Origin of the sequence: Pedobacter sp. GR22-6 (assembly GCF_037402555.1) — a bacterium.
GTDB lineage: Bacteria > Bacteroidota > Bacteroidia > Sphingobacteriales > Sphingobacteriaceae > Pedobacter.
The window spans coordinates 268,714-292,059 of sequence record NZ_JBBEUC010000006.1; the positions used below are offsets into that span (position 1 = coordinate 268,714).

Here is a 23,346-nt window from a genome sequence, read left to right on the forward strand (position 1 = left end):
GAAATAGCTATTCGCTGTCCTCTTGATCCTCTTCTTTTTTGATAATTAAACTTTCTGATCTCTGTACCGGATTGTTTGCACCGGTGCCAGTAGTTTTAGGCGCATGTTCAGTGTCCTTTTCAATTACTAATTTTTCCAATGCTTCGGAAGGAGTAACATCCTCCTGATTTTTCAGTTGTTCTGCGTCTCGATTTTCCATAATGAATGTTTTAACGATAAACATCCGGAAGTACGAATGGTTTTAAAGGGTTTTAAACATAGTCACCATAAGAGAACAGCCAGAGAAGTTGAAATTCAGGTAATTCCTGCAGGTGCAGCGCGATTTACGCGCTTTTAGTACCTCAGTTCTGTTTAATAACTTGGATGAGCGAGAGATATCATGGAAGCCATGGGCCGCGATAGGAGCGGCCCATTGTTTTCTTAGATGGTAGTGATGCCGGCATATGACACTTAAAAGGGATATATCCTAAGGCATTAAGGCTCCCGCCGATATTTGGATTTTTCGACCAGTTCATGGATGGTTTCCTGCTCATCGGGAGACTTTCCGGTCATATGGTTTTCCTGAAGCCCCCCTCGCTGATAAAACCTGCCTTTGTCAAAATGATGGTGGTTGTAAAAATGGTTTTGATCAAACTCCACAATTGTTTCCTCCATCCTTAAGGCGGCGGGGCTTCCGATAATTGCTCGGATCTGCACCTCGAGTTCGGGACCAATCTGATCCTTTTCATATGCAGGGAGCGCATTGTACTGGTCAGCGTGCAGGCCAGGTAGGACGACCTCATCGTCACTTGTATGCAAATGAGCAATGCCCAATGGGATCATGACAGACTTGTTATCCAGGTTCATTCCATTATCATCCAAGTCTACGATAAGGTAACGAACCGCATTTGTGTTAGGGTCAAATAACAATTCTTCCACTTCACCGATATAGGTTCCATTTTCGTTTTTTACCTCCCAGCCAATAATGTTGGGCTCGTCGTCTACAATCTGGAAATTACTTCCAGTCAGTTCTCGCAGGTATCTGTATGTATTTTGTTCCATGAGGATCTCATTTAATTGTTCAAAAAATGCTGGTTATTGTTTCAGAAAGACAACAATGGACACATTGCGGTTTTGCTGTCTTCTGGATTTTGTGTCATTAGAGGCGACTATTTTAGTCCGGGACTGTTTTTGCCAGCAGCATTCCACTGGAATTGGCAGCTCTGGAAAGAACTGTACTTGTTTTTTCTTCTGAACTGAATTTCCTGAGCAGGATTCCTGCCAGCAAAATTACCAGCAAGACGATCAGCAGCCAAACCCACCAGGGTCTTGAAGGCTTTGGTTGTACTTCTAAATGTGCCATTGTTTTCTCGTTTAATTGAATTGGCTCTTATAAACCGTAAACTGAACAGTCGCTAACTGGATTTGTTTTCCGCAAATGGTCAAGTCAAAGCTCCATGTTCGCCAAAAAGCGCTCAACTTATAACTTGGAACACTTAAAACCTATGCCGGACCAGGTTGTTGTTGATATGGAATCATTTGAAATAACTACCGAAAGGTTTTAGCCTGAAAAAACGTTATGATCGTAAATTATACAGAAAATGGTTGGCAGGTCATTACCCAGCGTTCGCATGGACTGCTTGCTGCTCAAATTTGCGCCCGGTGGAAGAAGGATAAACAGCCGGGTAGGTGGATGGATACACTGATCGCTACTGCGGAACACGATGACGTATATAATGAGCTGGAAAATGAGGAGTTGATCAATGAAAATGGCGGTCCGGTAAACTTTAAGCAAACGGAATTTGAAGCAAAGAGGAGCGAAGCACTCATCGCGATGGCAGAAACGAAAAGTGCTTTTATTGCGCTACTAATTTCTCGGCATATCCAATTTGTTCATGGTTCGGAGCCCAAAGCCAAACCATTTTTTGTCAAACTGGCAAATAGGGAGAAGGATTGGCTCCAGATTGCGAATACGACTAAAGGCGAAATCAGTAAAGCCTACGAGCTGCTGGAATTCTGCGATGCATTTTCATTGCTCATCTGCCAGCAACTGATACAGCCAGAGCAGCGTAAGATCCAGATCAGTAATGGGCCTGAAGGCGAGCCATATGAAATGTTTGCTTCCGGGGATAAGCTGATCGTAGCACCCTGGCCATTCGAGGTCGCCTCTTTTCCGGTTAGTTATGAAGTCAGGCTCATTACACAATTGAGCTTCAACAGTTCGGACGAATTCAAAAAGGAATTTCAGAAGGCTAACGCCATGACCCAGTATTTGACCATTTCAAAATCTTAGCTATATGCTTGCCATTTGGTACATTGGTGATGTCGGCTCTGACCGTATCGCTTCGGGACATTAATCCATTTGTAAATAGAGATGTTAATGTTGGTTAAAACCGGATTTTATACGCAATCAATATTTATATTTAACTGCTTAATAAATCATCCGCAAATGAGGTTATTATTTACGCTATGCCTAATCATTGCTTCCTTAACTGGATTCACGCAAACTCGACAGCAAATACGCAATTTGAGCGCATTCAGCAAATTATACGGGTATGTCCAGTATTTCCATCCTTCAGATGAGGCATCGAAACTTGAATGGCAAAGTTTTGCTGTCTATGGAAGTCAAAAAATGCTTCAGGTTAAGGATGATCATGAACTAGTATCCACTTTAAATGAGCTATTTCTTCCTGTTGCACCAACAATCAAAATTTCTACGAGTAAAAATCTAAAGTTTGACCTTTCCGATATAAGGCCTCAGAGCTTGATTGGGTACGTACCTGTTTATTGGCGGCACGTAGGTTTAAAACTGCCCTATTTCGACAATATTTACAGCAGCGTTCGAATAAACAGAATTACTCCTATATCTGAGACGAGAATCAAGCAAAGTGCATTTGCTTTAACATCACCAATTGATGTTAGCCTACATAAAGGCAAAAAATTTAGCTTAAGTATTCATGTAAAATCAAACATTAAGGATTTAGTTTCAAAGCCGTATTTAGATAAACTCAATTTTGTAGAAGAATCCTCCGTTTCAGAGAACGAAAAAAAGTATGTTTTCAATGGTGTTTTTGATCCTAAGCTGGACTTATTTACGTTTGCCATAGAACCCAATTTAGGCGCTGCTGGATCCCTGGATGTTAATAAAATCGAGCTACGGCTCATTGATAATGGAAGAGAAACCCTTGTTCCCTTAGTTGAAAATATGGTTTCACTGAGTCAATTAGATTCGAAGGTGGACAGTAGGATAATTCGTTTTTTTAAACATCAAGGCAATGAAAAGATTTTCGACAGGGAACTTAAGATTGGTGATTATGTACTGCAAAGCTTAGTCCCGGGAATACAATGCATGGTTCCTTTAGTTTTGTATGGAGATGAAAAGCATACGTATCCTGAGGTAGGAGAAGGTAACGTTGCTAAACTCATAAACCTTGCTTACGAATCGTGGCCAAAAGATGAACATGGAGAATTCAGCATCAGTGGCTCAGATTTGTCTATTAGATTAGCCGATTTTGTAATTTTATATAATGCACTGAAACATTCTTATCCCTATTGGGGAGATGCTTCAATGAACGCAGATGAAATTTGGAATGCAGGAATTCATAGGGTATTCTCTGACAAAACAGATCAAGATTTTTTAAGAACGTTGAAGTGGATTGCGAATTCCCTCAATGATGGTCACATGTTCGTGGATTTACACGGTGACACTGATGAAGATATCGCTTCTTTGCCATTGCTTTTTGATATTGCAGAAGGAAAAGTAGTCGTGAAAAAAGTACTTGACTCTGGCTTGACTAAAACCGTTAAAGCAGGAGACGAAGTCATTCAAATAGCGCACAAAAACCCCTTTGACGTGTTAAGATCCAATGATTCGCTTTATTCTGGTTCGGTTCAATGGAAACGGGCAAAGAGCATTTTAAGCCTCACTAGGGGTAAGCGAGGGGAAGTTTGTCCTTTGACTTTAAAAAGTGGAGGCCAGAATTATTCCCTGAGTATTCCTCGCACCTATGCTTACAATGAGTATATTTCTGGTTCCGATAGAAATAACAGAAGCATGAGTGATTGGATTTCAGATGATATCTTCTACATCAATTTAAACAAAACGACCACTGAGGCCCACATGGCTGAAATTTTGAAAGCAAGATCGGTAATTGTTGATCTGCGTGGTTATTTGAACGAAGATGCGGAAACATTCTTGTCGCATTTGACGTATAAAAAGCTGAATGCAAATAGCGGGATGTTTACACCTCAAATTTTATATCCAGATTATAAAGATGTATCCTATACTACCGGCTCTTATACTATCGTGCCCGCTCTGCCTCGTGTAAAAGCAAAAATATTTGTCCTATCTGATGCTACTGCTCAAAGTGCTGCAGAAAGCTTCTTATCTGCCTATAAACAATTTAAGGTGGCGACTATTGTCGGTCAGCCAAGCTCAGGTAGCAATGGAAATATCAATTTAGTATCCATGCCTGGCGGATATCGTTTTTTTTATTCTGGTATGCTAGTCAAAAATCCTGATGGAAGTAAACATCATCTAAATGGTGTAGTACCTGATGTGCTGGTCAATAATACCATTCTGGGCATACAGAAAGGTAAAGATGAAATCCTGGAAGAGGCTATTAGACTGGCTGGGCAGAATTGATACAAGCTTTATACTTTCGAAATCGCCAGAATTGGAGGTAGTCATTGACCGCAGGCTTTAACTGGCAGAAATACATTACGTGAGCTGGAGCAGTTTAATGTTAGTTAAAATTAGCGAAATAGTTCGGTTGGCATGCAATATATTTACTACAGTTTTAAAATTGCATCTGTTTGATTTATCTTGGCGATATGAAATTTTCAGCTCTGGTATTTCTTGCACTATTTTTTGGTGCCACAACCGGTTTAAACGCGCAGTATCTGGATCATATGTCGAAACAACTGTATCAGCCATCTGATCTTAAAAAAGACATTGATCTCGTACAAAGCACACTGGAAAAAGAACATCCGAATTTATATCTCTACATCTCAAAAAAAACACTTGACTTTAAATTTGACAGTTTAAGAAAAACATTAGACAAGCCGATAACCCCGATTGCGCTGTATATCAAATTACAACGGGTGATCAGCAGTATAGGGGATGGGCACCTGACAGTAGAGATAGATTATTCCAAATTTACTCCGCAGGACATTGTCTTTTTGAAAAAACCATCATTGCAGCACCCCATTTATCAGTTCGGCTACTATGTTAATGGAAAACGGCTCTTCATTACGAAGAATTTATCTGCCGACTCCACAATTGGAAGAGGCAGCGAGATCCTGAGCATCAACAACGTGCCTATCGCGAAGTTGATAGATACCTTGAATAGTTATATCACCGGTGATGGCTACAATACTACCTACAAGAGATTTTTGATGAATAATGCCGGCCTGTTCGCAGAGCGTTACCGATTTTTGTTTCCGGAAAAAGTACCACTGAACATTTCGCTCCAGTCATCTGGTAGTCTCAGGGAAATTAAATTAGAGCCCCGTCTTGAAAAGGGCTTTGACAGCATTGGTGGAACGCCACCGCCTACTACAGAATATAAAAAGTTAACTGCTGACAGTAATATTGCCTATCTCAAACTCCGCACTTTTTATAATCCGCCCAATTTTGTGGGCTATCAGTACATCTTTGATGATATAGAAAGGCGTCACTTAAAAACACTCATCATTGATCTCAGGGGAAATACCGGCGGGGAAATATTTTGGGCAGCAAGGATACTGAGTCACCTATTCGATACTCCAAAGTATATATTCAGACTGCCCGACGAGATCAAACACCAGAAAAGGCTGTACGACAACCCGAAAATAAAAGCCTGGATCGACAAAATATCAATGTCAGAATACCAGATGGTCTATCCTTATTCCTTCACATTCAAAGGCAAAGTATATCTATTGATCGACGGGGGCTCTTTTTCGGCCAGCGGCTTGCTTGCATCGAATTTGAAAGGACAGAAAAACGTAACCCTGGTAGGGGAAGAGACTGGCGGCAGTAAAAACATATGGACAGCAGGTGTACATAAAAGCGTAACCCTACCTCATAGTCAGTTGCTGCTGAAGTATGGGAATATCCCCGCTTATTTTGGTGACATCACAAATATCGACGGCAGGGGCGTTATGCCAGATGTGCTGATTAATTACCAGATTGAAGATTATCTGGCTGGTAAGGATTTGGAAATGGATTGGGTGATGAAGGATATTGAGAAAAACAAGTTAGGTAAACAGTTATAATTCAGCAAGCCTTTGACGACAGCCGGCAACATTATCTTAGTGTTAAGAAAACATGAATTGTGGCGATACGAGTGGTGTGATGGATGCAGATAAACTATATTTACGATTTAGGAAATATTAATGTTTATGAAGTCTTTTAGGATTATTTATATTTTGCTCCTTGTCTCGTTGTGCAGCACCGCAGTTTTCGCGCAGAAGGATACTGTTCGTAGGGGAATGATTCCAAGCCAAGCCCAAATAATTCCCCCCGGACCATTGTGCTTACTGGTTTTTAAACACAAATATTACGTCATCGAAAGTCGCTTAGTGGACAGTTTGGTAAATCCAAAAACAATTAAATCGATTGCGGTTGAAAAGGAGATAAGAGCCGCCACCATTTATGGTTCCCGAGCCGCGAATGGGGTGGTGATTATGCATGTGGAGGATAAGCTAGCTAAAGAAGAGTTTGACAGGCTGGAGCCTTTTCTTATAAAGTTTTCATCAACAAGTTACTAATATCCGCTGAGATTCATCGCATTGAATAGCGTATATGGGCAGGTCACTTATGTCTCGATTATTTCCAATAGGAATATACTAAATGCAAAGGTTCCATCTTCATAGATTCTTATCGTAGTTGGGAAGTCTTCATTACTGATGTGTTTCTTACAAATCTGAACTTACAACTTGTTTCAAAATCACATCCCGCAAATGGTCTTCGTGCTCATCGCCCCATTGCCCTAATACAGCAATCACCGGGATTAACGTTTTACCGAATTCAGTAAGGCTGTATTCTACTTTTGGTGGTACAACGGGATAGATTTTTCTTGTGACCAGGTCGTGTTTTTCTAATTCATTCAACTGAATATTCAAAACCCGCCGTGAGGCATCGGGGATTTTGCGCTGCAATTCGCTAGGACGCTTGTGCCCTTCATTGATGAACCATAGCAAACGGATTTTCCATTTGCCATAAATTACCTCGCCAATCAGGTCAAGACCACAATTCAGGTTCGGCTGGATCTTTCTTTCGTACATTTTATAAAGTTACATCAATGTTCCAAATCGCGCAATAGGGGAAAAATTTATCCCTATATGAATCGTAATGCCGTACTTGTGCAAACTGTTTTTACCTACCAATTTTGTCCTAAAGACAAATTTAAAAAATGGAACAATTTAATTTTAACAATGAGTTATCGGGCAAGATTGCCTTAGTAACAGGCGGTACAAAAGGAGCTGGTAGGGCAATTGCAGATAGACTATTACAAGCTGGTGCAACGGTGATTATCTCCGCAAGAAATCCAGCTGAAAAAGAAAACAGCAAGTTACATTTCATTCCTGCTGATTTAAGTAAAGCGGAAGGTACGCAAAAGGTAGTCAGTGAAGTACTGTTAACCTATGGGAGGTTGGATATTTTGGTGAATAACCTTGGTTCTTCAGAAACACCCGCTGGTGGTTTTGCTGTATTGAGTGATGAAGATTGGGAGTCGACCCTGCAGGCCAATTTGCTTGCTCCTGTTCGATTGGATAGGGCATTTTTGCCGCTGATGATTGATCAAAAAAGTGGCGTTATCATTCACATCGCTTCTATTCAAGGCAAACTTCCCCTGTATGATTCGACTTTACCTTATGCGGCTGCAAAAGCAGGACTGATAAATTACAGCAAAAGTCTATCAAAAGAAGTTACGCCGAAGGGTGTTCGTGTGCTCACTGTCTCCCCAGGGTGGATCAGAACGGAAGCGGTTAATGGATTTTTGGACAGAATCGCTAAGGGTTCAAATATTTCCGTTGAGCAGGCCCAGCAAAGCGTGATGGACGCGCTGGGTGGAATACCTTTCGGAAGACCGGCAGAGCCCGAAGAAGTTGCAGAATTGGTAGGCTTCTTAGTTTCTCCAAGAGCTAAATATTTAACAGGAACGGAATTCGTCATAGACGGTGGAACTGTACCTACTATTTAATCACCTTAAAAATAATAACAATGAACTTACCGAAAATAGTCGCAGACCTAGTGCAGACTCAAAACAGCTTTGATAGCATTGCTTACGCAAATTGCTTTTCCGAAACAGCCGTAGTCTTTGATGAGGGTAAAACGCACATTGGAAAAACGGAAATAGAACATTGGATTGCGGATGCCAATGAACGATATAAAGCTACCATGAAGCCCCTAAGCTTTGAAGAAAAAGAAACGGAAAGCATCTTAAAAGCAGAAATTTCAGGAAATTTTGATGGAAGTCCTATTGCATTGAGTTATCATTTAGAAATTGCCGATGACTTGATAAACTCATTGAAAATTACAGGATAAGTAGGAGGCCGTTGAATAAGACAGGAAAAGCAATGATATGGCCTGAGGCATTTACTCAGGCCATTTAGTGCGGTTGCATTTCGGTTGCCTATTTTAATGAAGCCTGTATTTCCTGCGCCATCTTATGGTGTGATTCCAGAATAGGAAGCGTACGTCCTGCAAATTCTTTAACAGGTCGTTCCGTGATTGTGGTCGCCGACTTAAACAACTCCAGTGTTTTAACATGGCCATTGACCATCATATCCATATAATGTTGATCGAAAGCTGCACCTTTTAATTTCTTCATTTCTTCCATATGGCTTTTGACTTCTACTGGATATTCTGATGGCAAAATGATACCAGCACCCGATGCTAAGGTTTTCAACTCCGCATTTGCCTTTTCGTGATCTGTGACCATCTTTGCTGCAAATGCCTTGACTTGTGCATTTGCTGCTTTTTCCTGAGCTAATTTCCCAAGCTCGACTTCCATCATCCCGCCGAGGGCTGCTTGCTTCATAAATGCAGCGGCGTCATCACCAACAGCACTTTCACTGGTTGCATTGTTCGGGGCTACGTTTCCTTGATCACGTCTGGCTGAATCCGCCTGTTCGTCAAGCCTTGTGGAATCTTTTAAAGATCTGCTGCTGTCTTCCCCGCCCTGGCAAGCTACTAAGCTGGCTGCGATCATGGCGAGATAAGCGTACTGATGTGTTTTCATAGCTATAGTTTTGATTGATGCTTTAACATCCATCGCTCGGCTTTGTTTCGAATTTGAATAATGAGTCAGGTATTTGAGATCGTGGAATTATGATTGAAGAAATGTTTGTAATGAATCTAAATAAGGATAACTTTGGCGCAAATAGCTAACAATTCATAAAAGAGAAACGATGACTCATTATCGACCAAAACAAATTCATCCTAAATCAATTTCTTCATACCTGATCATTAACATATACCTTATGGTGTTGGCAGCGGTAATTATCGCAAGTCCGACTGTCACATTTGCGCAAAGCAAAATGAGTTTAAAGAGTTCCTTATCCGGCACAGTCCTAGATGCCGATGGACAGCCGCTAAAATACGCTACGGTTTCTATAAGTGGGGGAAAAAGCAGTGCCACGGATAATCTGGGCAAGTTTATGATTTCTGGTGTTGCCGGAGGTACTTATCGTGTTTCTGCCAGTCTCGTTGGTTACCAGACGCTGGTTAAAGACGTGGTGATCTCTGCTGATTCCGATACCGAGGTATCCTTTATCTTGCTTAGCGGAAACGACCTGTCTGAAGTGGTGGTAACCGCCGGTAGAAAACCGGAGAGTTTAAAAGAAGTTCCCTCTTCAGTGACGATCCTGAACTCCCGTGATGTAAAAGAGCAATTAAATGTCAATCCCTCTATTGCTGCCATACTTGGAAATAGCGTACCTGGCCTTGGAACTTCTAATAATAAGGCAACCAATGCCGGACAGACCCTGCGCGGACGTCAGGTATTGGTATTGATAGACGGAATTCCACAGTCGACCCCCTTAATGAACGGGAGTCGTGATATCCGCACACTTGACCCATCTGCAATTGAAAGGGTAGAGGTAATCAAAGGTGCAACGTCCATTTACGGCAACGGTTCTGCAGGCGGTATCATCAACTTCATTACAAAAAAAGCAAGCGGCGACAAAACCATTAGCGGCACTACTACTATGGGCCTGAACGGCAATCTGGCCCGGCCATCGGGTACTGAAGGATATCGGGTTTCTCAAACCTTGTCCGGTACTTTGAACAAGTTGTCTTACGTGGTTAATGGCACTTATAATTATACTGGAGTACTGAGGGATGCCAAGGGCAAAGTGAATGCCCAGCCCGATGGACTCGGTGAAAATTCATTGTACAATACTTTTGTGAAGCTGGCTTATAGGCCAAACGCGCATAGTGAGCTTATTGGCTCTTATAATTTGTTTAGAAGTGTGCAGAGCAGTGATTATGTAAATGTGGTAGGTAAATATGGCGTAACGCCCTCCGTTGGGGAGAAAGGCGATGATCCGGGTGAGGCTGCCGGTACGCCATATAACCACAATGCACTCCTCTCATATCATAACGAGGCGCTTCCACTGGCCAGTTCCCTGGACGTTTCTGCATATTATAACAGCTTCGTTTCCATGAACAGGTATGTAGCCCAGGGCACAGCCTGGTATGGTCCCGGTCAGACGAAGATCCAGTCTTTCAAAAAGGGGGTAAGACTGACTTTAAATACACCCTGGAAAGTAGGGGAATTGGGAAATGGTGAACTGACCTATGGACTTGACCTGTTGCATGACCGCACCAACCAGGTGCTGACCGACGGGCGGGTATATATACCTGATATGAACATGCTCAACGTAGCGCCGTATGCGCAAATGAAATTTGACATACTGACCAACTTCATCCTGAAAGCAGGGATACGGTACGAAAACGCGAATGTTAAAGTCAAGGATTTCAATACGATCGCCAGGGGGCCGAATGGTCAGGGCAGTATTGCAGTAACGGGAGGCGAAATTCCTTACAAGTCGACCACCTACAATGCGGGTTTGAGGTACAATAAATATGAAATATTCAATCCTTTTGTGAGCTTTTCTCAGGGCTTTGCAATCAATGAGCTGGGACGTATCTTAAGAACAGCAACAAGCAGCACCCTGGAAAGTATTGCTACTGACCCCATCATCACCAACAACTACGAAGCCGGATTCAGTAGCAGAATTGGTGTACTGAACCTGACGGCATCTTATTATATCAGTACCTCCAAGCTGGGTGCAAATCTGGTAGATGTGGGTGGATTTTTGGTAGCCCAACGTGAACCTGAAAAAATAAAGGGCTATGAGATTGCAGCGGATGTGACACTAAACCCGCAATGGACGTTGGGTGGAAGTTATTCTTATGTAGAGGGTAAAGCTGAACAGGCTAGTGGGACCAAAGTGTATATGAATGGGCTACGTATAGCCCCACCTAAAGCCACAGCCTATCTGGGTTACCGTCCGGTAAATGCTTTGGACCTGAAATTATTCTGGATTTATACCGGAAGCCGCGACCGCTTCGATGTGCGTGCGAATGGGCTGTTTGCAAACAGTGAGGGCGATGTCAAAGCCGTTAGTCTGTTTAACCTTTCCGCTGGCTACCGCTTTAACACCAAATGGTCGGCTGGTCTTGGTGTAGAGAATCTGCTAAACAATTCTTATTTTCCTGTAGTGAGCCAATACCGTGCAATTGATGCGGAATACGTTCGCGGCAACGGCGCAACGATGAGTTTGAATGTATCTTATAACTTTTAAGGATGTTGCGTAAGGTATTCTTTTGGCTACATAAATGGCTGGGCCTGATCACAGGTCTGGTTGTTTTGGTGGTTAGTGTGACTGGCTGTATAAACGTTTTTTCGGACGAACTTAAGACCTATTTTTATCATGACCGATATTATTCAGAAGCTCTTCCCGGTGCCAGGATACTGGAATTCACCGAACTACGGGAGAATGCGCAGAAGGCACTTGGCCAGGGACTGAAGATCTCCAGGAGCGAGATTTATCCTCAAAAGGGGCGAACCTGGGTGTTCCGTGCTTCTAAAACCAATAAGGGAGCGATAGGACACTGGAATTATTACCAATATTATTACCGGGTCTATGTGGATCCCTACAGCGGGAAGGTAGTTCATGTGGAAGATACCAAAAATGAGTTCTTTCAGCTGGTGCTGAATCTGCACATGAACTTGCTGCTGGGTGATCCGGTGGGTACAATGATAACTGGTATTTCTGTATCATGTTTTTTCATATTGCTGCTGACTGGGCTCGTGCTGTGGTTTCCGAGGAAATGGACAAAAAAAGGTTTTAGAAGAGGACTGGTATTTAAACGTGGAACCGGATGGAAGCGGCTCAACTATGACCTGCATAATATTTCGGGGCTGTATGTGCTGATTCCTGCGCTGCTGATCACCATTACCGGACTCGTGTTTGCCTATACCTGGGCAGATGACTCGGTGCAATATCTGGCAAATGGGGCAAAAGTGGTTAAGAAACGCATCATTCCGAAGTCCAGTCCAAGTGAAAGTTATCCACCTGCCACTACCAATGCCGTAGTTAAAGCTTTGCTGCTCAAACATGCTGATGCGGATGTTTTTTCGATTCGTTTCCGGGAAAAAGATACTGATCCACTGGATGTACAGGTTAGGCTTGCCCGAAACCGTACTCATCTTTTTGAATGGTATTATTACGACCGTAATACTGGCAAGCTTCTGATGCATTACAATGATAGGACTGTTGGAGGAGGGGAACAATTCAGAAGCATGAACTATGACCTTCACACCGGGGCTTTCGCCGGGATTCCTACCAAAATACTGGCATTTTTGATTTCGCTGGTCTGCGCGGCCATGCCTATTACGGGATTTCTGATGTGGTATAACAAACCGGCGAAGAAGAGCAATTAATTGCTCCTGATTGGTTCAAAGATATCGGCATTGTCCTTAATGAATTGCTTGATGGTTGGTTTCATTTTATCCGTATAAAAATACGTAACCACGGTTTCAAAATCTTTACCTGCAATATTTATGATACGGTGATTTGGAAATCTATCCATGAAAGGCAAAGCTTTTCTAGCCGAATATTCTACGCCAAAATCCGTATTGAATTGCTTCAACCAATCTTTATCTAAATAATGATAAGTGCTTCCAACGCTATCTACGTAAAATTTAAAACCGATTATGGAGTTTTTTAGAACATCGAATTGATTGGTATGCGTAGTCTTTAAACCTATTAGAATTGAGGAATCCGAATTGACCAGAAACTTATTGAAATCCTGAATGGTATGCCGAAATGGGTTTCGCGATACATGTAAAAATTTGCTTTGATTTATCCAGGAATATCCTACCTCATGGAAGCCTTTAGGAATGTTTAAGTTCAAATTGATTTTATTCCTGCCTTCTTGGAACGACAGTTCGTATTCCGCATCGGAGATAGTCCTTTTGATTAGCCATGAGGTATCTATTGCGTTTAAGGACTCAAGGTAAGCTTTGGGCATTGGATACTTCGTCTTGATACCTGGAATCTGATACAAATGTAACAACTTGTCTGCTTTACGGTCAAACAGGCTATATCTTACCGCCTTCAGATAGTCGAGTTTACTGATCACATAGCGATCTGGCATATCGGATGAAACTAACGGCTGAATGTAATAATTGACTGTGGCCTTGACAAGTCTATCGGCTCCTCTGCTGATCGTCTGATCGAGGTAGGGAATATATTTCAGGCTATCCGTTTTGATTTCTTTAACTGCCTTACCATAATCACTGTTAAATAATTCTAACTGCGCTACAGCTTTACGTTCTTGTTCAGAATTTGTACGTTTTGTATCCATTAAGGCATCGTACTTATGCTTCAGTTTGAGCAGTTCAAAGACTTTGTTGCTCAGGTGCTGCTGGTCGGCTTTTCCTTGTGCCACGGATTGTACTAGTCCAGGTATGCAGAGGATCAATAAGCTGAGGATTGTTTTTGGTAGAAGAGCGTTATTCATAAGAGCTGCGTTTTATAACCGAATGTAATAAAATATTTGTATCGACTTGTTATGATCTAAGTCGGCATAATTTAACTAATTCTTATGTAACTCGATAAATATTGTTAATTTTCATAAAATGAAATTGAAATTTTACTGGTTAGCTCCCATAGTATTCATTACGCTTTTTAGCTGCAATGAACAAGATAAAACTAAGCGCCCAGCGGGGGATCAGCTGGATACTATAATTGCATTGAAAAAATCTCTGCCCTATACCGAACAAGACAGCATTGCTTTGCTACAGCTTACCAAAAAGCTTTATGAATGGAACGAAACCGATAACAACGATGATTTTTTCAGTCCATTACAAAGGACTGAAACTGATACAGTTTATGCCGGTCTTGACATGAACTTTCACAAGCAAAAGCTCGGGGAAATGAGGAGTAGCGGCTTATTTACGGAAGGCTTTATTAAAAATTATAATAAAATTGCCTTGCTGATTGATAACGGGATGAGAGATGGCAGCCTAAAATGGAATATTGGCGAAATGCCTCCTTTTGGCAATGGTGCAAACCCCTGGTGTAACTGCCAGGATCAGCGAGATGATTTTTTGAGCAAATTGTATATCATGCACCTGCAGGCAGATAATGGAGGTCTGTTTTACAACTGGGCCGATGGCAGTGGTGGAACACCATACAACATCAAAGCCCTTAAAGAGGGCAAGCAATGGAAAATAAACTATATGGAGGGTTTTGACTATAATAGTTTTGAACGCAAAATTGAAGAGGGAAAGGGTCTTACAGGCAAATGGGGGAATGAAATGGTCGTGCTCAATATTGGCGTAACCACGCTGGCCTTTGAATACCACGGCCAATGTGTGTATTTTTATCCCCTTAAAAAAATAAGCAATACCGAATTTGAAATGATATGGGCAAGGGATATGGACTGCAAATTCGATAACGGAACAAAAGAAACATTCGGAATAAAAGAGACACCGCAGCTTGGTAAGCCATTTGCAAAATTTACACTCAAAAATAAGACTTTACATGCTGAATACTATTATAAAGAATGGGTGAGGAAATATTCGGAGCAAGTGCTAAGTGGTGTTTTTTCTGAGAACTATAAAAGAAATAATCAATTGTAATTTTATTTACTGGATATCAACGGGCTTAGTAGCGGTGGGTATGGTATTATCCTTTTTCAATTATCTCTTTAATCCGGTGATGGTAGCGGGCTATGCGCACATTGGCTTTCCTGATTGGTTCCGCGTAGAGTTGGGCATTGCCAAATTGCTCGGCGCGTTGGCGCTGGCAATCCCAGCCGTTCCTGCCAGAGTGAAGGAATGGGCTTATGCATGTTTTTTCGTGAACTTTTTTTCAGCATTCCTGGCCCACTACTTTAAGGGGGACGCGATGTTCAACCAATTGGCACCGATCTTCCTGCTGGGGTTACTAGTGGTTTCCTATATAGCCAGAGAAAAGCTGACGAGTGCTACGCTGAAAGCATAGCGCTGTCCTAAATTGGCAATTTCCGTCATCTCGGATTTTTACCATAAATTTCTCAGCCTGATCGTGTTCCCAGTCGACTAAATCCATACGCACTAAGAACGAGTAAAATTGCAACGCAAAACCAGAGTGCATTGTATCCAAGCTGGTTGGCGAGATAAAATCCGGCTAATGGCCCAATAACCTGTACCAATGACCAGATCAGCAAATATATTCGTCAAATGATTTGATATTCAGTACATTTAGCCGTCGCTTATATGGCTTCATGGAGTATGGAAAACAGGGATATAAGCATAGCGCTCGGGCAGCTACAAATTGAGGTAATAGATCTTAAAAACTACAGCCTGCTCAACACAGATCGGATTATCGGAATTCTGTCTGACTACCGCTCGCTGTTGAGCCGGCTCAATGTGTTACACCCATTGGCGTATGATAATTTATTTGACATCGGCCTGGGTGAAATCAGTGATCACCTGGCGCTGATGCAGTCGGTGTGTACAGTAGAGGGGAAACAACTCACATTTAATGACCTGCAGTTTTACCTTTCGGAATCCATCGCAGATGCCCGGGAAAAACTAGCAGCACTAGGATAGAGAGCGTCAAAGACGGTTATGATGCCTTGGCTGGCAAGGATAAAATGACCTAGGGATCTAACTAATAAACGGGCATAATAAATTTAAACTCTGTAGCGATATGATCCGAGTTGACAACAATGCTTCCACTGTGGGAACGTGCAATCTCTGAGGATATGTAGAGCCCAAGCCCCAGCCCTTCGGTATTTTGATCAGTGGTGCCGCGGGCAAAAGGTTCAAATAAGTTATCGATCATTGATTGCGGTATTGGTGTTCCGCTATTTTGAATGCTTAGGGTAAAGTTATTTGCTAGGGTAGCCTCGACGATTACCGGCTCTTTTTCATCTCCATGACTTAATGCATTACTAAGGAGGTTGGAAAACAGCTGTGCGATCCGGTTTCCATCGCAATGCAATTTTTGAGGCAGATTAAAGTTGGTGTGGATTTTTCTATCTGGCCAGATCATACTCAGCTCAGCCACCACATGATTGAGAATGGAGTGAATCTCTTCTTCCTGTTTATGTATCACGATTCCTGATCCCAGACGGCCCCTCGCAAAGTCCATAATATTTTCGATCAGTCCATTCATTCGATGAGATGAGTTCAATAACACTCCAGCAAAGCGCTCAACGCTATCCTGATCCACTCTACCACGCTGCAGCAGTTGGGCAACGTTTCTAATTGCTCCTACTGGATTACGTAAATCATGTCCTAAGATCGCGATAAATTGCTCCCTGAGTATTGCAATGCGTTCTTGCTCTTCGAGGCGCTTTTTCGTTTCATCAAAAACTTCCAGCTGGTCGAGATGAAGCGAAATGAGGTCTGCATATAACTCAAACATACCTATAACAGCAGGGTTCCTGAGTTTTGCAGGCTTTGGGTCAATTGCGCAAAGTGTACCGAAAAACGTTCCATCTCTTTTAACAATAGGCATAGAGATATAGCTTTGAAAGCCATACATCAAAGGTGTGTGGTGTTCGCGGAATGCCGGATCCTGGGCAACATGGTCAATCACAACGGCCTTTTTAGATTGGCTGATTTCATCACAGATGGTAGTCTTGAGCTCAAGTTCAGAACCGGGAACGAGTCCGAAATCAATATGATCCAGCACAGCACAGGTGACCCAGTGGTCTTCTGTAACCCTGGCAACAGCGGCGAAGCCCATACCTGTAGTCCGGCAGATGACATCCAGTACCGTTGGAATGACATCTATGGCCTGTATCGCCTGGATGTCGCTGATGATGTTTGGAGGAAGATTATTCAAGGCAACAAATATCTGTCAAAGATGCGATTTTATGTTGATAAAATAAAAGCTGTCACACCAACAGAAAAGGTTCTAAAAGAAACCGGTAATTGAGGTGTTTTCAAATAGGCGGCGTTCCTTTTTTACCTGATCGGTGCTTTCGGTAACTTTGGGGTCGTCTTCACCCGACAAAAATTCCGTTCGTGTTGTGGATCGCTCCCCTGTCACCAAATCATACTTAATTCCTTCCTGCTCACCAGCGCCTCTATAGTAAACCTCTATAACGGTAAGTAGCAAATCATTTCCAAAATACCTGAAGGTACCGAAAGCATTATCTTTACCATATAGCTTGATGTTCAAGGCGCCATTTTCAATACTGATATTTTCCGTATCGTATAGTTTAAAGTCGAATTCGTTGTATTCTATTGGCATTGCTATATCGGAAACTTTGTCAAGGCGAAAGGATTGATCTTCGTTTTGCAGCAATACCAATACGGGTCTCTGTCTGGTTTTCAAGTTTTTGTGTTTAAGCACAACAGCAATATCGGGGAGGCTATCTCCGTTCAGGTCACCCTCAGCCTCGTACTGAATTTCGTAAGCATTCGGCAGGAAATCAATCGCTTTGCGACCTGTTTTTGGATAAATGATACGCTGTTCTACGTCGGCAGTACGTGCCAAAGTATCCTTTGCAGGAGTTTCTGCCGGGCTTGTCTTTGTTGTTTTGTTTTTGCAAGACTGCAATGCAAAACCGATAATTAAAATAGGGATAAGTTTTTTCATAGTACAAAATTCTTGATCGGGTTTTACAATAGACTGGGGATTACCCATTGATGGCCTTTCAGGTAGTAATGCTCACTTCCTATTCCTTTGATTTTCTCTTCCCAAAGCTTTTTAGGGGAGGACTCGTTGCTGAGGTAAACAAAAGCTATATCTTTTGCATGTAACTCCTGCTTTAGTGGGCTAAATTCCTTCATCGCATCCAGGCAAGATGCACACCATGTGGCCCAAAAGTCGATAAAGACAACTTTGCCTTTGTGTTTAGTGAGGATTGTTTCGATGACTTTATCGGCGGCGACGCGGGAGATGTCGTTGAAGACAACAGGTGATATGAACTTGTCTTGTTCAGCAACTTCTTGGTTTTTTCGAAACAAGATCTTTGCGATTTCACCATTTTTCCAATAGGCATGGGATAGGAGCCGCTAATAGTCACTTCGATTCCGGCCCTGTTGGTTTCACCGGGAGTAATAATTGTTCCTGTGATCCTGGCTTTGCCTGCTTTTATAACAGGGTCTTTGAATGTCGTTTCATTAAATTGGCTGCAAGATAAAAAGGGCAAAAGGCCAATTAGGAAGAAAAGCGTTAGTGTTTTTGTCATACAAGTCAGAGTTAAATGGAGCGCCCGGAAGAGCCATTCAGCTCAATATAATAAAAATATGAATTATTTTATCCTGGATTTCAATCACGTGATTAATTTTCAATGAAAGCAATCAGCGTTTAACCTTCAAAATATTTACAATGTCCATTTATTCCCAATCCATTTACGTAACTAAAAGACTTGTCATATTTCGCAAATGACGGAATATAGTAATGACATATAACTTACACTTTATCATGCAATTAATAATCAGATAATTGGATAACAGGAGGAGCTAGTGGTGTTGGTTATGAAACTGCTAAGCAATTAATTGAACATGGTGCAGAAGTGATCATTACCGGTCGCAACTAAGAAGCACTAGATAAAGCGTCTTCCGAAATCGGAGTTATTGCAATCATTTCAGATCAAGCTAAGCTCGCCGATATAACTAACCTAACAGCACATGTAGGCAAGCATTTTGGGAAATCGATGGCATCTTTGCTAATGCAGGTATAGCTTCGTTCAATTCTATAGATAGCTTTGACGAGAAAGAATAAATGCTACGTTGGCAGTCTCCGGTTCAAGTGTTTATGGAATGACAAAAGGAGCTCTTCTTACTTTCAATAGAATACTTGCAGCAGAATTGGCGCCAAGAAAAATTAGGGTAAATGCGGTTTCCCCGGGACCAGTCAGAACACCGTTATATGGTAAACTTGGTATGGATAATGAGGCACTTGCCGGATTGACTAATGTATTGAGCAAAAAAATCTTACTGAACAGATTTGCAGAACCAGGAGAAGTAGCCAACCTGGTACGTTTCCTCTTGTCAGATGAAAGTTCATTTATAAACGGAACTGAACAGGTTATTGATGGTGGCCTTTTGGTAAATTCATTGTGATTCACAGATCTCGTATTTAAATTGTAGTTTAGATAAAAAATGATTTCTATATGTTTAAAAACGCGATCACCCTAACTTGTCTTTTTATGCATTGCTTTGTTGCAGGCAAGACTCAACAACTTTCAAAAGGTGTTACAGTAATTATGAAAATGCAACTCCGATACAGTGGCATGGCTCCGATAAAACTGGAGAATAAATTTTATGTGAAAGATGGTTTTATTTTGGAACCTGTGGAACTTCATTATTCCAGTGACGAAATCAAATTGAGTACAAATAGTGGGGTGATCTCTAGAAAAGAGCTAGCTTCTGGAATAAGGCTGAAATGGTATTGTTTTACTAATTTACAGGAAATGATGGGGATGAGTTTTGATCTAGATTCAATGCCTTCACCTAATGCAATTGTTCCATATCAATATAGCCGGGAAAAGGCGAAACCGCGGGGTAATACCTTTGTTCCGGAACCATATCTTAGTGAGGGTCTCAGCGTGTCAGACTATTCTAAAGGTAAAGACACGGTGATCAATGGCCAAAAATGCTTTTTCATCACAAGAAATAAGACGGTTGAATTTATTCATAAGGGTAAAAAAATGCCTAAAGTTGTTAAATTCTGTATGGCAATCAATCCGGCATTTAAATCATATGCACTACCTTTCGTCAGCGAGAAAATTGTCGAGCACTTTGGAGGCGGTGCTATAGTGTATGTAGATGGAGCAACAGAAGATGGATCTACATCAACATTAGAATATGTCTATAGCGATTTTACATCGGCTGAGACGAAGTTGTTTGAGCAATATAAGGATTTGTATAATTCGAATAAAACATTACTGGCTCCTCTTAAGAAAAAGTAAGTAGTAGTTAACTCATAAACATTTTATGAAAATGAACTAAGAAAGTTAATTCGATTTCCTTTATTGCTTTCATAAATGAAATCTTTGAGACTATCGCTTGAATATTTGTTGAAATCGCCAACGATGATCAAGCTCATTTTGTAGTTGATGAACTTTTGCAGGATTTCACCAGCAAGTTTGGTTTTGAGATCAAAAAAATCGGAAGTGATATTCTTCTCGTGGATGACAATCCTGTCAAAGCCCTGATAGTAAATGTCAACGATCAATTGCAGCGTATCTTCGGGATTTACGATTAATAGCTCATCACCAATGATTTCGGCAGTTTTAAGATCTTGACTGTGGTGGGTAATGATTTCCATCACGAAAAGTAAGGAATTTGCATTGAAGACTCAAATCATTCTTTCAATGGCAGGGATAAAATACGGGTGGTAATTGATAATTTTAGCTTACAATAAATAAATGACTTAAACCAAATTTGTGCTCATAAATGCTCAAATTATGAAAACCTTCCATCTCTTATTGCTCGCGACACTTTCTCAGTTCCTAAGCTTTAATGTTGCCAATGCTCAGGCTAAGAAAGCCGATATAAAAAACCTGATCGGCACCTGGGAATTCGTGAAACCACAAAATGCCGTCAATCCAACTGGTCAGTTTTTCACAACTTTAAGAACATTTGACACAGCGGGTAATTACGAAGAAGTCTTTGTAACTACAGGTGGGACATACATCCAAAGCAAGGCCAAATTTGAGTTGGTCGATAGTGTTGAAACAAAAGGCTTTCTGAATCATTCTGTAAAAGAAGTGATCAACTACTCCATTAATGATAGCCGCTTAGGCAAAACATTTAATTTCAGATGTGGTATAGTATCAGATGATGGCAATCTGTTTCTGCTCACTGAAGGAGGAAAGAAAAATGTGGATGGGGTGGAAGTGATAGAGTGGAGGGAAATGTGGCGGAAGGTACAGGAGCCCAAGAAGTCCCTAAGTACTTCTCCTGCAAAGCTCTAAAGAACGTTGCGATGAATTGCATAAGACTGAAGACTTAGAATATGTTACCGCTAGCTTCATCTAATAGGCTAGCGATGTTCTCACGGTTGATAAAATACATACCTATGCCTTCACTGGAAACACCATCTTCGAGCGTATATGTAAAGCTCAAACCTTTATCATTCATGATATGGCCAAGATGTTTGAATGCGACTTTAGCCGATTTCTGATCGCCTGCCAGTTGAGACAAATGGCTGGATACGATAAATGCAGAATGGCCTATTTTGGCAAATCCTCTGATTACCACGCCAGATGCCGTATAGGCGTCGTCTGGATTAGTGCCTCTGAATAGCTCATCAAGAAGAACTACTATTTTTGTTTGCTGATTCAACACTTCTGCGATCTTGCGCACCCGAGATACCTCATTTAGGTAATGGCTTAAGCCCGAATTTAAATCATCGCCAAGGTTTATGGTGGTCATCAAACCGTTCAGCACCGTAGTACGCATGCGCTTTGCAGGAACCGGAAAACCCAAATGTGCCAAATAGATTGAGGTAGCAAGAGAGCGAAGGAATGAGGACTTTCCAGCCATATTTGATCCGGTCAGAAATATACAGTGCTGATCAGGATTAAAGCTGATGCTATTTCTCACTGCATACTGAATTCCAGGGTAAAAAAGTCCTTCCACCTCAATATTTAATGCACCCTCATTTTCGTATTCTGCGATGCAGAAGTCATCAAGCTGGGCGACTTTGGCTACTGACTCCAAAACATCGAGTTCATAGAAGATGTGGAGTAGCTCTATTATTTTTAGTTTGGCTTTTCTCCTTACAAGTTGATCTAGCTGACCAAGTTCATAAAAGCGCAGCTTCTTATGTTTACTCAACTTAACGATGTAAGCCATTAGCGGATCTTTCAAAATGGCTTCTAATCTTTGAGCAAGGTTTTTCAGGTAGGATGAATTTGTCTTTTGCAGCTCGATGTCGAGCTCCCCGGCGTAATTGATTAGTTTCAATAATTGTTTCTGACCAATCAGGACAATATAATAGGAAGGGCTTTCTCGTATCACGTTCCCTAGGTACGCCACTGCTGAATCTACTAGACTTCCGTAGAGGTAACCTTTGTCAAACTTCAAATAATGTACGAGCATTTCAAACTGATTGTGAGATATATCTAAATCAATACCTGAAGTTTTAAATGAAGAAATTGCCTCTGATCTGAGTTTTAATACCTTGATGTCATTGGTAGGATTGCGCAGCATTTCTTCTAATCGTTCCCGACCGCCAATGGTTTTGGTTTTTCTGAACAACCCGTAGATCGAAAAGAGATTTTTATTAGTTTGATGTACATTTAGATCAGCATAAGTTTGCTCATCCATCAAGAAGCGTTCTGATTTCATGTGCATTGAAGATAGTAATTTATTTTCAGCACGGGTATGAATTTTACATTTACCTCTAAACTCTAATGAGTTTCTAATCCAGAGGTCATTAAAATGTCAAATGCAAATTGATATTGTAACCAGAGTTCGACAGTCGGCCTAAAATTTGCGTAGAAGTATATATTTGCGACAGAATGATGGGGCTTTTTCGACATAAATTAGTGATTTACCTACTCAGTGCAGGCTTGTTTTTAGGCTTTGGTCTAAAAACAGGTATATCGATAAGTAATAAGATCTATTGCATGTTTGTTTCTGCTGAGGATGAGCAAATCTCCGAGGAAGGAAAATGCGATAAGGAGAAAAAGTCCGGCCGAATGGCAAAAAAGATGCCTTTTGCCGAATTTGCCGACATTCAACATCCGGCTTTAAAGCATGAGGGATCTTTTGAGGCACACAACAGGGTGTATCTACTACTAAAATGCGCTGAGCCACTTATAGCTATCCTTACTGAGCCCCCTGAGGCCTAACCTGATTTACTCTGGAAGCAATTGATGCTTCTTAATCAAATATCATAACATTATTT

General features: G+C 41.5%; 27 protein-coding genes. 16 read left to right on the plus strand and 11 right to left on the minus strand.

Features of this window, described 5'->3' with window-relative positions:
• Nucleotides 1-7 precede the first annotated feature (7 nt).
• The 3 genes from WAE59_RS23675 to WAE59_RS23685 all read right to left on the minus strand — a co-directional run bounded on the left by WAE59_RS23675 (nucleotide 8) and on the right by WAE59_RS23685 (nucleotide 1,342).
• Entirely contained in the window at nucleotides 8-199 is a 192-nt protein-coding gene (locus WAE59_RS23675; RefSeq protein ID WP_337858477.1) for a hypothetical protein, read from the minus strand.
• 275 nt (nucleotides 200-474) lie between these two features.
• Nucleotides 475-1,041 (minus strand): PRC-barrel domain-containing protein, encoded by a 567-nt coding sequence (locus WAE59_RS23680; RefSeq protein WP_337858478.1) that lies wholly within the window; start codon nucleotides 1,039-1,041, stop codon nucleotides 475-477.
• A gap of 112 nt (nucleotides 1,042-1,153) precedes the next feature.
• Nucleotides 1,154-1,342, minus strand: a complete 189-nt coding sequence (locus WAE59_RS23685; protein ID WP_337858479.1) for a hypothetical protein — start codon at nucleotides 1,340-1,342, stop codon at nucleotides 1,154-1,156.
• Between the two features lie 216 nt (nucleotides 1,343-1,558).
• Here WAE59_RS23685 and WAE59_RS23690 point away from each other — a divergent pair, with 216 nt between their 5' ends.
• The 4 genes from WAE59_RS23690 to WAE59_RS23705 all read left to right on the plus strand — a co-directional run bounded on the left by WAE59_RS23690 (nucleotide 1,559) and on the right by WAE59_RS23705 (nucleotide 6,729).
• Complete coding sequence (locus WAE59_RS23690; RefSeq protein WP_337858480.1) at nucleotides 1,559-2,272, plus strand: DUF3891 family protein; 714 nt, start codon at nucleotides 1,559-1,561, stop codon at nucleotides 2,270-2,272.
• Between the two features lie 156 nt (nucleotides 2,273-2,428).
• Nucleotides 2,429-4,624 (plus strand): S41 family peptidase, encoded by a 2,196-nt coding sequence (locus tag WAE59_RS23695; RefSeq protein ID WP_337858481.1) that lies wholly within the window; start codon nucleotides 2,429-2,431, stop codon nucleotides 4,622-4,624.
• A 188-nt stretch (nucleotides 4,625-4,812) separates the two neighbouring features.
• Entirely contained in the window at nucleotides 4,813-6,234 is a 1,422-nt protein-coding gene (locus tag WAE59_RS23700; protein WP_337858482.1) for a S41 family peptidase, read from the plus strand.
• Nucleotides 6,235-6,360: 126 nt separating this feature from the next.
• Complete coding sequence (locus tag WAE59_RS23705) at nucleotides 6,361-6,729, plus strand: hypothetical protein (RefSeq protein ID WP_337858483.1); 369 nt, start codon at nucleotides 6,361-6,363, stop codon at nucleotides 6,727-6,729.
• 147 nt (nucleotides 6,730-6,876) lie between these two features.
• Here WAE59_RS23705 and WAE59_RS23710 read toward each other — a convergent pair whose 3' ends face one another.
• A complete protein-coding gene (locus WAE59_RS23710) occupies nucleotides 6,877-7,245 on the minus strand; it encodes a winged helix-turn-helix transcriptional regulator (protein WP_337858484.1) in 369 nt (122 codons plus the stop codon).
• 128 nt (nucleotides 7,246-7,373) lie between these two features.
• Here WAE59_RS23710 and WAE59_RS23715 point away from each other — a divergent pair, with 128 nt between their 5' ends.
• Together WAE59_RS23715 and WAE59_RS23720 are read left to right on the plus strand one after the other, a co-directional pair.
• Entirely contained in the window at nucleotides 7,374-8,165 is a 792-nt protein-coding gene (locus tag WAE59_RS23715) for an SDR family oxidoreductase (protein ID WP_337858485.1), read from the plus strand.
• Nucleotides 8,166-8,185: 20 nt separating this feature from the next.
• Nucleotides 8,186-8,509 (plus strand): nuclear transport factor 2 family protein, encoded by a 324-nt coding sequence (locus WAE59_RS23720; protein WP_337858486.1) that lies wholly within the window; start codon nucleotides 8,186-8,188, stop codon nucleotides 8,507-8,509.
• 88 nt (nucleotides 8,510-8,597) lie between these two features.
• Here the strand turns inward: WAE59_RS23720 and WAE59_RS23725 are convergent, their stop codons facing one another.
• Nucleotides 8,598-9,206: a DUF4142 domain-containing protein gene (locus WAE59_RS23725; protein ID WP_337858487.1), complete on the minus strand. Its 609-nt coding sequence runs from the start codon at nucleotides 9,204-9,206 to the stop codon at nucleotides 8,598-8,600.
• 169 nt (nucleotides 9,207-9,375) lie between these two features.
• On the opposite strand from WAE59_RS23725, the gene WAE59_RS23730 reads away from it, so the two are divergent.
• Together WAE59_RS23730 and WAE59_RS23735 are read left to right on the plus strand one after the other, a co-directional pair.
• A complete protein-coding gene (locus WAE59_RS23730; RefSeq protein ID WP_337858488.1) occupies nucleotides 9,376-11,775 on the plus strand; it encodes a TonB-dependent receptor in 2,400 nt (799 codons plus the stop codon).
• 2 nt (nucleotides 11,776-11,777) lie between these two features.
• On the plus strand, nucleotides 11,778-12,917 hold the full coding sequence (locus WAE59_RS23735; protein ID WP_337858489.1) for a PepSY-associated TM helix domain-containing protein: 1,140 nt from the start codon (nucleotides 11,778-11,780) through the stop codon (nucleotides 12,915-12,917).
• Here the strand turns inward: WAE59_RS23735 and WAE59_RS23740 are convergent.
• Nucleotides 12,914-13,999 (minus strand): hypothetical protein, encoded by a 1,086-nt coding sequence (locus tag WAE59_RS23740; RefSeq protein WP_337858490.1) that lies wholly within the window; start codon nucleotides 13,997-13,999, stop codon nucleotides 12,914-12,916. The two genes, WAE59_RS23735 and WAE59_RS23740, sit on opposite strands and share 4 nt — an antisense overlap.
• A gap of 118 nt (nucleotides 14,000-14,117) precedes the next feature.
• Between WAE59_RS23740 and WAE59_RS23745 the strand changes: the two genes are divergently transcribed.
• The 3 genes from WAE59_RS23745 (at nucleotide 14,118) to WAE59_RS23755 (ending at nucleotide 16,076) form a co-directional block, all read left to right on the plus strand.
• Nucleotides 14,118-15,122, plus strand: a complete 1,005-nt coding sequence (locus WAE59_RS23745; protein WP_337858491.1) for a hypothetical protein — start codon at nucleotides 14,118-14,120, stop codon at nucleotides 15,120-15,122.
• Entirely contained in the window at nucleotides 15,082-15,486 is a 405-nt protein-coding gene (locus WAE59_RS23750) for a DoxX family protein (protein WP_337858492.1), read from the plus strand. Before WAE59_RS23745 ends, WAE59_RS23750 begins: the two co-directional genes overlap by 41 nt.
• Before the next feature lie 254 nt (nucleotides 15,487-15,740).
• Nucleotides 15,741-16,076, plus strand: coding sequence for a hypothetical protein (locus WAE59_RS23755; RefSeq protein WP_337858493.1), 336 nt, complete (start codon nucleotides 15,741-15,743; stop codon nucleotides 16,074-16,076).
• 61 nt (nucleotides 16,077-16,137) lie between these two features.
• Here WAE59_RS23755 and WAE59_RS23760 read toward each other — a convergent pair whose 3' ends face one another.
• The 3 genes from WAE59_RS23760 to WAE59_RS23770 form a co-directional block, all read right to left on the minus strand.
• The gene (locus WAE59_RS23760; protein WP_337858494.1) at nucleotides 16,138-17,319 is read right to left on the minus strand and encodes a GAF domain-containing sensor histidine kinase; all 1,182 of its coding nucleotides are present in this window, start codon (nucleotides 17,317-17,319) and stop codon (nucleotides 16,138-16,140) included.
• 72 nt (nucleotides 17,320-17,391) lie between these two features.
• Nucleotides 17,392-18,078 (minus strand): hypothetical protein, encoded by a 687-nt coding sequence (locus WAE59_RS23765; protein WP_337858495.1) that lies wholly within the window; start codon nucleotides 18,076-18,078, stop codon nucleotides 17,392-17,394.
• 23 nt (nucleotides 18,079-18,101) lie between these two features.
• A complete protein-coding gene (locus WAE59_RS23770) occupies nucleotides 18,102-18,449 on the minus strand; it encodes a TlpA family protein disulfide reductase (protein ID WP_337858496.1) in 348 nt (115 codons plus the stop codon).
• A 485-nt stretch (nucleotides 18,450-18,934) separates the two neighbouring features.
• On the opposite strand from WAE59_RS23770, the gene WAE59_RS23775 reads away from it, so the two are divergent.
• From WAE59_RS23775 to WAE59_RS23785, 3 genes are all read left to right on the plus strand, one after another.
• A complete protein-coding gene (locus tag WAE59_RS23775; RefSeq protein WP_337858537.1) occupies nucleotides 18,935-19,024 on the plus strand; it encodes a hypothetical protein in 90 nt (29 codons plus the stop codon).
• A 193-nt stretch (nucleotides 19,025-19,217) separates the two neighbouring features.
• Complete coding sequence (locus tag WAE59_RS23780) at nucleotides 19,218-19,550, plus strand: SDR family oxidoreductase (RefSeq protein ID WP_337858497.1); 333 nt, start codon at nucleotides 19,218-19,220, stop codon at nucleotides 19,548-19,550.
• A 50-nt stretch (nucleotides 19,551-19,600) separates the two neighbouring features.
• The gene (locus tag WAE59_RS23785) at nucleotides 19,601-20,398 is read left to right on the plus strand and encodes a hypothetical protein (RefSeq protein ID WP_337858498.1); all 798 of its coding nucleotides are present in this window, start codon (nucleotides 19,601-19,603) and stop codon (nucleotides 20,396-20,398) included.
• A gap of 23 nt (nucleotides 20,399-20,421) precedes the next feature.
• On the opposite strand, the gene WAE59_RS23790 is transcribed toward WAE59_RS23785, so the two are convergent.
• Complete coding sequence (locus tag WAE59_RS23790) at nucleotides 20,422-20,757, minus strand: DUF4180 domain-containing protein (RefSeq protein WP_337858499.1); 336 nt, start codon at nucleotides 20,755-20,757, stop codon at nucleotides 20,422-20,424.
• A 139-nt stretch (nucleotides 20,758-20,896) separates the two neighbouring features.
• Between WAE59_RS23790 and WAE59_RS23795 the strand changes: the two genes are divergently transcribed.
• Complete coding sequence (locus tag WAE59_RS23795; protein ID WP_337858500.1) at nucleotides 20,897-21,406, plus strand: hypothetical protein; 510 nt, start codon at nucleotides 20,897-20,899, stop codon at nucleotides 21,404-21,406.
• 34 nt (nucleotides 21,407-21,440) lie between these two features.
• On the opposite strand, the gene WAE59_RS23800 is transcribed toward WAE59_RS23795, so the two are convergent.
• Entirely contained in the window at nucleotides 21,441-22,784 is a 1,344-nt protein-coding gene (locus tag WAE59_RS23800; RefSeq protein WP_337858501.1) for a MutS-related protein, read from the minus strand.
• 200 nt (nucleotides 22,785-22,984) lie between these two features.
• Here WAE59_RS23800 and WAE59_RS23805 point away from each other — a divergent pair, with 200 nt between their 5' ends.
• Entirely contained in the window at nucleotides 22,985-23,290 is a 306-nt protein-coding gene (locus tag WAE59_RS23805) for a hypothetical protein (RefSeq protein ID WP_337858502.1), read from the plus strand.
• The last annotated feature ends 56 nt before the right edge of the window (nucleotides 23,291-23,346 follow it).